Consider the following 13981-nt stretch of genomic DNA (forward strand, 5'->3'; position numbering starts at 1 on the left):
TCCTTCTGTTACTTCAGCTTAATGCCTGTGAAAGGATGTTCATCACGATTTGCAGGGAATTCAAAGTCCTTCACAGCTTTTTGATAAACGGCTGTCTTTTTAAAATAAGAGATTGGCACAATTGCCCCTTGATCCTGTAAAGAGGATAAGACAGACGAATACAGTGCTTTGCGTTTCTTTTCATTTGTTGTGGATGGAATTTCCGTCATTTCTTTGATCAGCTTTTCCTTATTTGGATAGGCTGAAATGGCTTCTTTGAATCCAAAACCATCTGATGAGAGAACGTTCATAAATGTATGCGGATCATACGGCGCTCCGTAGTTGCTAAAGAAGTTCATATCAAACTTATTGGCTTTAAAGCGTTGAACCTGTGTCGCCAAATCCACACCCTCAAGCTTGACGCCGACACCAACGGCTGCCCATTCTGCTTGCAGCGTTTCCGCCATCGCTTTTTGAATCGATTCCGCTGAGTCATACATCATACTAAACTCAAGCTTTTTCCCATCTTTTTCACGAACGGATTTTCCTTTTGGAAGTGTCCAGCCCGCTTCATCCAGCAATGCTTTGGCTTTGTCCACATCATATTTGAAAGACTTCACTTGAATGTGTGACGTATACGGCATGTTAGTCGGCAGGATGTGATCTGCTTCATCCTCTAAACCTGAGGTAACCCCTTCTACCATTGATTTTTTATTGAAGGCATATTGAAGGGCATGACGCACTTTCTCATCTGACAGCTGATCCACTTTTGTGTTCATAACAAGCTGTCTCGTTGCAACAGGCTCTGACATTTTCGTTTCATACTTGCCGCTTGCTTCCAGCTGTTTGTAGGAATCAAGGCTAATGGTTCCTTCTCCGTAAAGTAAATCCACATCACCTTTTTCAAAAGCCATGACTCTCGTTTCCGCATCTGGGATGACCTTTACCTTGATTTCTTTTACCTTTGGTTTTTCTCCCCAATAATGATCGTTTCGTTCGAAAATGGCATAATCATCTTTCTTATATGTTTTTAAAACCCAAGGGCCTGTCCCCACTGGTTTTTCAATTCCTTTTGACGTATCTCCGTTTTTAGGGAAACCTGCTTCACCTAAGAAACGAACTGGACGAACAACGGCTAATTCTTGCACAGTTGGATAATATGGTGCTGTTAATGTGAGTTTAAATGTCTTTTTATCAACGGCTTCTGTCTTTTTGATTTTCTTAATGACACCTAACCAGCTATGTAAATCTTTATTTTTTAAAATTGTATCGAAGTTCTTTTTGACAATGTCCGCATTAAATTCAGAGCCGTCTGAGAAAGTCACTCCGTCTCTTAAATGGAACGTATACACCTTGCCATCCTTTGAAACATCCCATGATTTCGCTAATTCAGGTTTCAGCTTACCATTCTTTTGATAGCTGACCAATGGCTCATAAATCATTGATTGCGCAAATAATTGTGATGGGTTGTATACGTGTGGATTCATTTCACCAATATCTCTTGGCCACGCCATTGTGATCATATCAGGATGATCCTTATTGCCTTCTGCTCCATTGTTTGTTTGAGAGCATCCTACTAGTAAAAAGAAAATAAGCAGGAATGGTAATACTGAATTTATTTTAATTTTCGGAAAATTTCTCCAAATAGACATAAGTTGCTCCTCCTAATTGATGCTGATAATCATTTTCATTTTAAGGAGGAAGGAAGCCGTTGTCAATATCATATTTGAAACGAAATGACAATACTTATTCCGATTTATTCCATAAATTGAGGAATTTGATAGAAAGAGAGGCAGGCTGCTTACGAATGAGCAGCCTGTGAAGAGGTAAATGTTTTTTCTCGCAGCATGTCATGGAGTATATGGATGATACGCTCCTGATCTGCATCTGTCATGCTCGTTCCAGACGGAAGACAAAGCCCCCGCTCAAATAACAGCTCAGATACAGGAGTGCCTTTTTCCGCAGTATAAAAAGGGCAGTGACGAAAGAGCGGCTGCTGGTGCAGCGGCTTCCATACATGCCTTGCTTCGATTTGTTCTTTTTCTAAAGCACCAATGATATCTGCTGGAGACAATTGTGTGTCACGATCAATGGTCAATGCCGTCAGCCAGCGGTTGGATTTCGTTTCTTGATATTCTGGCATCAAATGAACACCCTCTACTTCTGATAAAGCGTCCTGATAACGCTGAAAAATGCGGCGCTTTTGTTCAACACGCTCGTCCAGCACTTCCATTTGAGCAATCCCGACTCCTGCTAAGAGGTTGCTCATACGATAGTTGTATCCCATCTCTTGATGCTCATAGTGCATCGCTTGTTCTCTGGCCTGTGAAGCAAGAAAGCGGCATCGTTCAATCGCAGCTTCATCATCACTCACAAGCATTCCGCCCCCTGATGTTGTAATGATTTTATTTCCATTAAAAGAATAGATACCGAACCTGCCCATTGAGCCGCTTTTTCTTCCTTTATAAAGCGCACCTAACGATTCAGCGGCATCCTCAATGACTGGTACATCATATGCTTCACACAGAGCCATGATCTCGTCCATTTTTGCACTTTGCCCATATAAATGGACAACGATGACCGCACGAGGTTTTTTCCCAAGACGTTTTGATTCAACTAAGGCTTTCTCTAAAGCAAGCGGGCACATATTCCATGTCTCCCTTTCAGAATCAATAAAAACGGGCTCTGCTTGTTCATATAAAATCGGATTTGCCGTTGCAACAAACGTGAGGGTGGAACAAAAGACAATGTCTCCTTTTTGCACACCTATCAGCTTTAAAGCAAGGTGAATCGCTGCTGTTCCTGAGGATAAAGCCGCTCCTGTCTTCACTCCTGCATAGTCCGCCACTGCCTGTTCAAATTCATTCACAAGCGGTCCAAGCGGCGCAATCCAGTTGCTCTTGAAAGCTTCCTCTATTTTGAAAGTCTCTTTTCCGCTCATATGCGGAGGGGATAAGTAAATTCGCTTCCTTTCTTTCATCACTTCCCACCTTCTCTCCGATCTTTGATTTCTATTGCAGGAATTCCTACAGCGACCTTCTGATCATGTATATCTCTTGTCACTGCCGCTCCAGCGCCAATGACCGTCCAGCTTCCGATCGTTATACCCGGTGTCACCACGGCACCAGCCCCAATATGGGCACCTTCCCGCACGGATACACCGCCAGTCAGCACCGCGCCTGGTGACAGGTGCACAAACGATTCGAGTATACAGTCATGCTCGGTGATAGACCCTGTATTTATAATCGTATGCTCACCGATGGCTGCATCTGCTTGAACCACTGCCCTTGCCATCACAACAGTCCCCCTTCCAATGACAGATGACGGACTCATGACCGCCTCTGGGTGAATGAGTGTGGCATATGCTGTGTCTTCAAATGAGAGGCGTTCCTTCATGAGCTGTCTGATCTCATTTTGTCCGATCGCAATCAGCCATTTCATATGAGGCATTGTCTCTCTCAGCTGCTCACTCATGGAGATCGGTCCATACAAAATCCCGCTTTGAGTGATCGCCTCTTCAAAATGATCATCTAATACCGCATATAATGAGTAATCGGCATGTGCAAAAATGAGATCTTGAATGACTTTGCTATGTCCTCCGGCCCCAATTAAACCAATGGTTTGCTTCTTACATATCGGTTCCTTTAAATTTTTCAGCTGTGGCATGATCCGGCTGCTGCACCCCCTCTGTTTTCATGACTTTCAGCAAGGTCATCCATAAAATTTTCATATCGAGCCAAAACGATTGATGCTCGACATACCAAAGGTCATAGGTGAATTTCTCCTCCCAGGAAAGCGTGTTCCGGCCGTTCACCTGTGCCCATCCTGTTATGCCGGGCTTCACAAGATGACGCCTTGCTTGTTCTTCTGTATACATAGGCAAATACTCCATTAAAAGCGGTCTTGGCCCGACAAGACTAAGCTCTCCTTTGAGTACATTGACAAGCTGCGGCAATTCATCAAGACTAAGCTTTCGAATCAAGGCACCGGTTTTTGTTAATCGCAGATGATCTGGCAGCAGCACCCCATGTTCATCGCGTTCATCGGTCATCGTCCGAAATTTATATAGCATAAAAGGCCGGCCATACAAACCAGGCCGCTTCTGCCGAAACACCACAGGCGTTCCAATTTTCCATCTAATCAGTCCATAGATGAGAAGAAAAAGAAGACTGCCTGCGATGAGCAGCGTCAATGCCACCATCACATCTATCATTCTTTTCATCATTGCATCTCCTTTTCATATTAGCGGGAGACCGCATGTTTTACCTTACGCATCAGCTGCATCCGCTCTCGTTTCGTTCCTGCAAACAGATACAAGTAGCCCATATAGAGAATGAAACAAAGCCCTCCAATACAAAACAGCTCCCACCATGAAGTCACGTTATATACCGCCTGAATCCCCGCACAGATGCCCCAAATAAATAGCCCTCCAGCAAGTGGAACCAGTGTATGCTTGTAAAAGATAGTGCGTTTCTGATTCGTGATCCTGGCCGTATAAAATGGCAGAAACACAATATTTTTAATCAATAAAACCATTGCCCCCGCTGATGCAATGCCATATAAACCAAGCTGTAGCAGATGAGTCAATCCATAGGCAAAAAGCACATTAGACACACCTAATATAAGGGTGACAACTGCAGGAACTTTCAATCGATTAAACACGGTCGGCACATATGTGAGCGGTAAAAACATCAAGGTCAAACATAAATAAGCCGCATGAATCATGAGAAGCCATTTCAGCTCCTCAAAAGCAGGCCCAAGCCATAAAAGCATGAGCGGACCAGCGAGACCTCCTAGAAGTGCGGCTGGGAACGCAACAAATAAGCCGCTCCACTTAATGGCGTTTGCAGCATATTGAATGAGTCCCTCTTTGTCCTGATTCGAATAAAATTTCGTGATCGTTGGTGCAAACACAACGGCCAATGTCCCTGCCAGTGTGCGTAATAATAATGGAAACTGTAAAATTGCCGCATATTGGCCCGTCGCTTCCGCTCCAATGAGCAAGTTGGTCATCAATAAATCAATTTGTAAAAACAGCAATATCCCCATTTGCTCAAATGAATGCCAGACCCCTGATCGAACAAGAGTGAGACTAGACGATAATGAGACGTGCCGCCACTTAAACGAAAACCAAGGGATGAGTTTCTTAAAATAATAGATACCGATTCCCATAGCTGCTAAGCTTCCAATGACGGCCGCAAGCGGGATATGCCAAATGGCTGGTGTCGTCCATGTAAACAGGATGACAATCATCAGCGCCCTCAAAAACATTTGAATCGCCTGTCCAATACTTGATACATAGAGCTTATTCGCATAAAACGGTGCAGCCCCAATGCCAGACATGACGAAATTGAGCATAAATAAAAGACCCCCTAAAATAAAGGCGGTCTGTGTGTCTTTCACGAGATGAACAGGCACATGAAGCCATTCAACCAGCTGATGAGACACGAAAAGACAAAGCAAAAAGAGACTAATAGATAGTAAAAACGAACTGACGAAATAGGAAGCGAGATAGCGCTGCGCCTTCTCCATCTCTCCTTTATGAGCCGCCACAGAAAAAAATCGCACAACAACCGCACTTAACGAAGCCGTAATGACCGATAAATAGTTGATCATATTTTGCGTCAGATGGATTAAGCCGAATGCTTCCACTCCAAGCGTATGAACAATATAAGGTGTTAAACAAACAGACATAAGCATCATCAGGACAAACGTGATTAAGTTCGCACTGGCATTATAAAGAAACGCTCGATTCATTGTGCTTTCACGCAGCGTTTAAGAGCCCTCATCCAGCTTCCTCTCCCTTTTGACCGCTTGTTTTCATCAACTGATGAACGGCCTCTTTCACAGCGGCCTCATTTGGTTCTTTTAAAAGGGTCATAAACGGAAGGTGAGCCACCCACTCAAATCCTTCCATCACCTTATGATCAAACGATCTAAGGACAACACACGGTGTATGAGTGATCGCACAAAAGATCATGCCATGCAGACGATCTGTCACGACGACTTGCGCTTGTTTTAACTCCGTCCACAAAGACGTTAACTCCTCTAAGCGAGTTGTTCGATCGACTCGTCTACCAATTGTCGTTGTAATCAAACCGACTTGATCATATGTCTCTTGGATATGCTGCTGCAGCTGCTGGCGCTCCTCCTTTGTGAGATATGCTTCTTGATCCTCACGCAGACAAAGCAGAACCCCTTCACGTGTTTCATCCTTTGATGATTCGTCTAATGACAGCACCATATCAGGCTGTTTCCACACATCTTGATCAGGAAAGTGAAGCTTCATCCATTCATAGGTTGTTTGATCTCTTGCCATGAGGAGCAGTCTTGGATGCTGACTATACGTGTGAATGGCGCGCTGTTCCTCTCGTTTCCCTCTCTTTGTTTCTGTAAAATGTACAGTAGCAGGCAGTTGGATCATGGGATAGGACTTGAAGGTCTTGATGATAAATTGTCTCGTCCATTCTTCGTACCGGTATAAATCCCCCATATTGCCCCCACCGATCATACAGACGATGTCTTCTGGATGCCGGCTGCGCTTTAGCGGACGGGCAAGGCGATAGATCTCTTTCATGTCCACTTCTATGATGTCATAGGCTGGAAAGTGTTTCTTTAAAAAACAATAACTCGCATAGGCAATCGCATGATCCCCTAAATTATCATGGCCCGGCAGCAGCGTGAGAATGATTTTCTTCTGATGACTCAGCTCTGGCAGCCTTTGGCGGCTCAGTTTATACTCAAGCGGATATTTGACCTTTAAGAGCAGCCACTCTGCGGTTTTTGCCTTCAATTGCTGCACTGTCAATCCCATCACCCCTATTTCCTTGTCTGATATTCGATCCATTTTTGATAGCTAGAAGCCGCGGCAGAAAGCGGATAAACCAATCGGCACTTAGCAAGAAATAAAATCATTCGCTTTCGTACTGTGAGCTTCGATGGTTCCACTTGTTTGACGGCATGCTGAAAGGCATCATGTGTGACCATTTCACGCATGTGATCAAGCTTTTCCTGAATAGAGAGATCATTTTGGCTCTTCCATTCGTTGAGCATACAATGAAGCGTATGATTGACGATAAAAAAGTCTAATGCTTTCTCATACAGAGAGATGTCATCATGCTCTTTTAAAAAAGAGCGCTGTGCATGATAAAAGGTCAGTCCATGATGAAAATACTGCTTCTGATATCGCTGTACAATAGATGACAGATGAACCCTGTAATAATAAAGAGGCTCATGAACAAAGGCGATGCTGCGTGATAAAGAAAAACAGCGCAGCGTCACATATTGATCTTCAATGTTCTCAAGCTCACCCCGCAGCGGAAATCGAATGTGGTGTTCCTCCATAAAGGCACGCCGATACAGCTTATTCCATGAGAATCCAGTCAAGTCTCCGTGTAATAACGCTTTGATTAAATCCGTTTTTTCGGCTGAGCGCTTGTCTAACAGCGTCGTTCCTATCGTTCGCTTTGACTGTTCAAATTGAATCCAATACTCGCTCACAATAAGATCTGCCCCGGTCATTTCGGCTTTTTCATACATAGCTTCACAGTAATGAGGAGCGAGAATATCATCTGAATCCACAAAGGCGAGATACGTCCCCTTCGCTTCCTCGATGCCCCGGTTTCTCACAGCGCCTAACCCTTGATTGGGTTGATGGATTACCCGGAAACGCTCATCACGCTCAGCAAATGCTTCAAGCCATTCACCGCTGCGGTCGGTCGATCCATCATTGATAAGAATGACTTCTATATCAGAAAAGCTTTGATCTGCAATTGATTGAAGACATTGCTCCACATATTGACTCGTATTGTAAACTGCGACCAATAGACTGATAGCTGGCATTACAGCATGCCCCACCTTTCTTCAAATCTACTTTGTAAATATCGTTCTATACGGCAAAACCGAAGAATCAAACGGCATCAGCATGATGCTGTACAGAATATAGCAAACAGCAATCCCTACATACATAAACACATTAGACCGCTGATCAAAAATGCGTGTGAAATATGGCAGTAAAATGAGCTGATACAAGCCAAAATAAATATGAAATCTTGCATAAATGACATCCTTCGTTGCAAGGATGCCAAACAAGAAACCAAGCAAACAAAAATTCACAATGTAATCACTCTCAGGCGTCAGCTCACGAAGTCGTTTTCGATAAAAAAAAGCAAGCAGAAGCGGCAAAATCAAGACACCGATTTTTGTCACATTCATTCCATTCGTATTCGTTGTGAGCCATTCCTCGTAATGACCATATGAACTGCCTTGCAGCATCACGACAAACACTGAGACAAAACGGTCATAAAGAGCGGTTAAGCCTAAGAACACCAGGCATAAGACCAGCATCATCCAAGACCAAGCCTTTGTTCTCACAATAAAATACACAGGAATCATGATGAGAGCGGATGAATGAAACAATGAACATACAAGGACGAGCGGAAAATACAATTTCCACTGTCCATTGATCACCAACCGGACGGCATAAAAAAGAATCGCTGCCACCATATACTGACGCATGCCATTAAATGACGCATAATAATGAAAGGTCCCAAGAAAAAGCAGCATACTCAGCTCAAATGGACGGCCATATTGAATAAGCGTCTTTATGATAAAAAAATAAGTAATGGCCCCGACTGAGATATACATGATTTGCGGATCATGAGACAGTTGATTAAGCATCCATAAAATAAACGTAAACCCTGGATCCGTTGCGGCCTTATCCACACCGAATCCAAATATATGCCAAGGCTTTTCGTAATTGATGGAGAACTCATACATCTGGCCATATGTGACAAAATCGGTTCCTACTTTATACCGAATACCAGCTACGATACAAAGAAACAGAAACGGAAAAAACACCAGAAGCTTATTAGGCCGCCATCCGCTTTGAATGGTATCATCACGCCTGCCGTAGAATGCGGCAAAGCTCGACCATAAATAGACCATGATCATGTTCACCAAATAAACCGCCATCTGCTCTTCCTTCCTTACAGTCCATATAGATTCATCACACGTGTAATATTCTGTTTCACATCAAATCCTCTTTTTTCAAGCTGAGAGGTAATGGTTTCTTGAAGAGGAGGTTCTTCATGATATGCTTCAAGCACCGCCTTCATCCATTCATGCGCGGAATCTCGCAGCGACTTCCTTTTCACAAGCCCGCAGCCTAAATCTACTTCCTCTGTAATATGATCTGAAATCACACAAGGCAGACCAGACGCCTGGGCTTCCACTAATACAAGCGGAAGACCTTCAAACAAGGAAGGCATCACAAATACATCAAATGCTTTCATATACTGTGGAACGTCTGATACGACACCTGTAAAGACAACGTCATCCATCAAGCCTGCCTTCTCCGCATACGATTCGACTACTTGCTTCAGCGGTCCATCCCCTACGAGGACAAGCTGAAATGAAACCCCTTGCTTCTTTAAGGTCTGTGCCAGCTCCATAAAAAAAACATGATTTTTTTGCTCATGGAACCGCCCAATATGACCAATGACCATGTTTTTTTCGCGAAGATGGAGGTGCTTTTTGATCTCCGCCTTTTCTTCTGGATTGGGCTGAAAAAAAAGGGATAAATCAATCCCATTTGGCAGCACCTCAACTTGCCCGTTCTGCATTTTTTTCTGTCCAAATAAAAAGACACCGGCATCCTTGCCGCATGCAACAAGCTGTGTAGAGAATGTAAAGATCAGCTGGCGAAACCCTTTGAGCATCATATGATCCAGCCAGTTTGGTGACGGCTTCCACGCTGTATTATGTGAATGGCAAATGCGCACCTTCACCCCCGCTAGTTTGGCAGCAAGTGCGGAGAAGCCTGTCTGAAAATCCGTATGTGCATGCACTGCCTGATAGGGCCCTGTTTGCCTAATTGTCTTGGTCAATGTTTTCACAAAAGCAACCGGAGAGGACGCCCCAATACTTGGGACGTAAAAGATGCGTCCCCCAAGCCGGCGAATTTCCTCATCATAATCACAGACGTCCTGCCGGTGGGTAATGAAATCAAATTGAAGGACATTCCTGTCGAGTGCACGATAAATGTTCATAATCATCGTTTCAGCTCCGCCGCGGTTCATCCCGCCCACAATATGAAGCACGCGCTTTGGCTCACTCATCCCGAACCGCCCTCCTCTTCAGCATAGACGACGCCAGCTTCCGGCGATGATAAAGCTTCATGATCTTCGGTGACAAGAAGGCACGGACCACCGGCTTTAGAGCAAATAAATAGTCAAGCGGCGACAGCTTTAATAGCCAGCATGCTTTCAAAACGAGCCAGGCATTATCTATCGAATATCGAAACTTCCGCCGCTGAAAAGCCGCATCATCCTCTCTCACCAGATATAACGGATCTTGTAAATTAAAGCCTTTTCTCCCAGCAGCAAAAAAGCGGATCCAAAGATCGATATCTTCCATCCGCCTTGTTGTTTTCACAGAGCGATATCCATGTAAAGCCTTGTAAGCAGAAGCCCTCATCATAATGGTCCCATGACAAAAAGGAGTCCCTCTTGCCATCACCTTCCGATCGGGCTCTGAAACAAGTGCCCGTACACCCTTTGTTCCAGATTCATCAAAAACTGTCATCGCCGTACCAACCACATCATATTCAGGATATGTATCGAGGAAATGAACCTGTTTTTCTAAACGAACAGGCACTGATAGATCGTCGCCATCCTGCCTTGCAATCAACTCTCCCCTCGCTTCAGCCAGGCAGCGATTGAGACTGGCAGCGAGTCTTTGATTTTGTTTATTGCGGATCAGGCGAATTCTTTCAGGATGTCGTTTTGTATAAGACAGCACTTTCTCATAAGTGCCATCTGTTGATGCGTCATCACATATGATGAGCTCCCAGTTTTCATATGTTTGATGAAGAATAGATTCAATGCTTTCTTCTACTGTCTCTTGGCAATTGTAGACGCCCATGATCATAGACACCTTTGGTTTATGCATGCTGTATCACCTTCTCTGCTTGATCCATATAGATTGTATAAATTTCTTCCATTGCACTGACCGTCTGCTCCTGTGCAAATGCATGAGCCATAGAGCGTCCCGCTTTCCCCATGAGGGGCAGCTGATCTTTTTTGTCGTAGAGCTGCTGCAAGTAATCAGCTAAACTATTCACATCTTGCGGTTTAACTAAAAAACCATTGACGCCATGTTTGACAAGCTCACAATGTCCTCTATTCTCCGTTGCGATCACAGGTTTTTCTGCAGACATCGCTTCAAGCAGGTTCATGCCGAGCCCTTCTCTCAAGCTGGTGGAAACACATACATCGCTCATATGCATCCATTCCTCCATTTGTTTGCAAAACCCAGCAAAGTGGACATGATTTTCAAGATGGAGCTGGCGGGTAAGCTTTTCATAGTTCGGCCTCATTGTCCCTTCCCCGGCAAATACGATCTTTATATTTGGTATTTTCCTAGACAGCTGTGCACATGCTTTGATGAGCATCCCTTGATTTTTATTCGTATTTAATTCACCAGCACACAGCACGATAAAATCTTCCGAGGAAAAGCCATAGGCTGCGCGAAGGCTCTGCTTCTCTTTTTCATCGACAGGTGCGAACCGCTTCATATCCACACCCATACCGGGCACATAATAAACAGATGTCCGTTCTTTTGATAGACGGTCGGCTCTTTTAAAATCTTCTCCATTAATGGTGATCAGAGCGTCTGTATAGCGGGCGAGAAATCTCTCTATTGGATAATAGAGAAGCCAGTTTTGAAGCGGCGCCCCCTGCCAAAAGTGAAAGCCATGTGCCGTGTAAAGAACCTTCGTTCCTTTTTTGCGCGTACCTTTGGCTGCGAGCCTGCCAATGACACTTCCCATTGGTGTGTGGCAATGGATGAAATCATAGCGCTCTTTCGCTAACAGCTTCTTCAGTTCTACATACGCAAGCCGGTTGCGTACATGAAAAGGAGAGCGCTGAATCGGAATTGAGTGAGCTTGATTCACATAGGGCAGCTTCAGCTGGCCGTTTGCCGCTGTATGCACTTCCCATCCTTGTTCCTGAAACCACCGGAAATACGGAAGATGAAAGGCCTTAAAGTGATAATCAACCGTTGCGCAAAACAAGACTTTTTTCTTCATTGGCAAGCGCTTCCTCCTCTCGTGTCATCTGATCGGACAACATATCATGCGACTCAATGGCAGCAAATAATGCTTGTCTCATCTGCTCTTCATTCATCATGTCAAATTCATGGATAAAACGGTTCAGCACATATGGGTCACCATCCAGCGCATGGCCGATATGAATTTTCGGGAAGATTTGCTCCTGTGCTTTTTCATGCTGGTTGAGTAATTCCTCGTACATTTTCTCTCCAGGACGAATGCCTGTGAAAGTGATTGGAATCTGGTCTGTGGTGTAGCCTGAGAGGTGAATGAGGTTTTCTGCGAGGTCCACGATTTTCACTGGCTCCCCCATATCTAAAACAAAAATCTGTCTTCCTTCTGCCAGTGCACCTGCCTGAATCACAAGCCTTGATGCTTCTGGGATGGTCATAAAATATCTTGTCATGGCTGGGTGCGTGACCGTCACCGGCCCGCCTTGCTCGATTTGTTTCTTAAAAATAGGGATGACGCTCCCTCTGCTTCCGAGTACATTTCCAAATCGAACGGCAACAAATTTTGTTTCGCTGCTTGCCCCCATTTGCATGATCAGCATTTCAGCAAACCGCTTTGTGGCTCCCATCACATTGGCAGGGTTGACCGCTTTGTCAGATGAGATGAGGACGAATGTTTCAATGCCGTGCTCGTGTGCGGCTTCTGCGACATTTTTTGTCCCGATAATATTGTTTTTCACAGCTTCTTTCGGACTGATCTCCATGAGCGGAACATGCTTATGTGCCGCAGCATGATAAATCATATCCGGCTGAAATTGACCAACGATTTCACTCATTTTCTGTTTATCTTGAATATCCGCAATTTGTGGATAGAGTCTGATGCTGCCTCCATATAATTCTTTCAGCTCTAGTAAAATAGAATGAATGCTAAATTCTCCATGTCCCACAAGTACAATCGCTTGAGGAGCAAACACACAAATTTGACGGCAGATTTCTGACCCAATCGATCCGCCTGCTCCTGTGACCATAATCGTTTTTCCTTTTAAATGTACAGATAGACGGCTCGTATCTAATTGAATCGGTTCTCTTCCTAATAAGTCCTCTGGCTGTACATCCCGTAATTGATTCAGCGCATGGGTTCCTTTTAAAATCTGCTCCATTTCCGGCATGATCTGTGTTTTGACTCCGGTCGCTACACATTCCTTATACAGCCCTTTTAAGGTGTGGCTGCTTTTGGACGGAATGGCGATGATGATCTTCTGAATATCCATCATGACGACAGCTGTTTGAATTTGTTCTTTTCCTCCTATGACAGGCAGACCCATAATTTCAAGCCTATGCTTCGTCTTGTCATCATCGATGAAGGCGACTGGCTCAATATGTACATCACTCGATTGCTGAAGCTGACGAACGAGCATGGTCCCCGCTGATCCGGCGCCAATAATTAAGGCCCGCTCCTTTTCTGCCTGAAGCCGTTTTGCCCCGTCATGAAATAGCCTAGAAGCCATACGAGATGCACCGATGAATAAGATATGAAAAAGCCACACGATGAATAAAAACCGAAATGGCCATGTCTGCACGAAAAGGTACAGCATCGTCATCGAAAATAAAAAAGAACACACAAAGGTCTTCATTAAAGAAAATAGCTCTCTTACTCCTGTATAAGCCCATACTTGCTTGTACACATGAAATATGCAGGCAAATAAATGGTGCCCAATGAGCAGACTGAGTGAAGAAATGGCGAGCATTTCAAATGTATAAACGGTTAAAGCCGCCTCTTGGACAAATTGAAAGCCAAAAAAGACGGCAACTAAGATGAGATATGAATCTAGTGCTACGATAATTGATAATCTTTGGGCGTAAGTCAACGCTCCTCCCCCTTTTTAAAGCATCACTATTCTTACGTAACATGGGCATCAAACCCGTCCTCACACCCCAC

The 13981-nt window shown here is 44.3% G+C and carries 12 protein-coding genes; all 12 read right to left on the reverse strand.

The window, feature by feature from the left end; genetic code table 11:
• Positions 1–8 precede the first annotated feature (8 nt).
• Positions 9–1631: a nickel ABC transporter substrate-binding protein gene (gene nikA, locus MHB41_RS15680; protein WP_041107862.1), complete on the reverse strand. Its 1623-nt coding sequence runs from the start codon at positions 1629–1631 to the stop codon at positions 9–11.
• 149 nt (positions 1632–1780) lie between these two features.
• Positions 1781–2959 (reverse strand): aminotransferase class I/II-fold pyridoxal phosphate-dependent enzyme, encoded by a 1179-nt coding sequence (locus tag MHB41_RS15685; RefSeq protein WP_098677540.1) that lies wholly within the window; start codon positions 2957–2959, stop codon positions 1781–1783.
• The gene (locus tag MHB41_RS15690) at positions 2959–3645 is read right to left on the reverse strand and encodes an acetyltransferase (RefSeq protein WP_340900002.1); all 687 of its coding nucleotides are present in this window, start codon (positions 3643–3645) and stop codon (positions 2959–2961) included. The genes MHB41_RS15685 and MHB41_RS15690 overlap by 1 nt, the downstream gene beginning before the upstream one ends.
• Positions 3608–4201: a sugar transferase gene (locus tag MHB41_RS15695; protein WP_029707401.1), complete on the reverse strand. Its 594-nt coding sequence runs from the start codon at positions 4199–4201 to the stop codon at positions 3608–3610. The genes MHB41_RS15690 and MHB41_RS15695 overlap by 38 nt, the downstream gene beginning before the upstream one ends.
• Before the next feature lie 20 nt (positions 4202–4221).
• Positions 4222–5736, reverse strand: a complete 1515-nt coding sequence (locus tag MHB41_RS15700) for an MATE family efflux transporter (RefSeq protein WP_340900001.1) — start codon at positions 5734–5736, stop codon at positions 4222–4224.
• A gap of 28 nt (positions 5737–5764) precedes the next feature.
• Complete coding sequence (locus MHB41_RS15705; protein WP_340900284.1) at positions 5765–6787, reverse strand: polysaccharide pyruvyl transferase family protein; 1023 nt, start codon at positions 6785–6787, stop codon at positions 5765–5767.
• Between the two features lie 11 nt (positions 6788–6798).
• Complete coding sequence (locus MHB41_RS15710; protein WP_340899999.1) at positions 6799–7821, reverse strand: glycosyltransferase; 1023 nt, start codon at positions 7819–7821, stop codon at positions 6799–6801.
• Positions 7822–7848: 27 nt separating this feature from the next.
• On the reverse strand, positions 7849–8952 hold the full coding sequence (locus tag MHB41_RS15715) for an EpsG family protein (RefSeq protein WP_034280988.1): 1104 nt from the start codon (positions 8950–8952) through the stop codon (positions 7849–7851).
• A gap of 14 nt (positions 8953–8966) precedes the next feature.
• Positions 8967–10097, reverse strand: coding sequence for a glycosyltransferase family 1 protein (locus MHB41_RS15720; RefSeq protein ID WP_061110106.1), 1131 nt, complete (start codon positions 10095–10097; stop codon positions 8967–8969).
• Entirely contained in the window at positions 10090–10929 is an 840-nt protein-coding gene (locus MHB41_RS15725; protein ID WP_061110107.1) for a glycosyltransferase, read from the reverse strand. Before MHB41_RS15725 ends, MHB41_RS15720 begins: the two co-directional genes overlap by 8 nt.
• A complete protein-coding gene (locus tag MHB41_RS15730) occupies positions 10922–12070 on the reverse strand; it encodes a glycosyltransferase family 4 protein (RefSeq protein WP_340899997.1) in 1149 nt (382 codons plus the stop codon). The genes MHB41_RS15725 and MHB41_RS15730 overlap by 8 nt, the downstream gene beginning before the upstream one ends.
• Positions 12036–13910 (reverse strand): nucleoside-diphosphate sugar epimerase/dehydratase, encoded by a 1875-nt coding sequence (locus tag MHB41_RS15735; RefSeq protein WP_268436312.1) that lies wholly within the window; start codon positions 13908–13910, stop codon positions 12036–12038. The genes MHB41_RS15730 and MHB41_RS15735 overlap by 35 nt, the downstream gene beginning before the upstream one ends.
• Positions 13911–13981 lie beyond the last annotated feature (71 nt).

The sequence above is a fragment of the Bacillus sp. FSL H7-0578 genome (assembly GCF_038630855.1).
GTDB lineage: Bacteria > Bacillota > Bacilli > Bacillales > Bacillaceae > Bacillus > Bacillus safensis.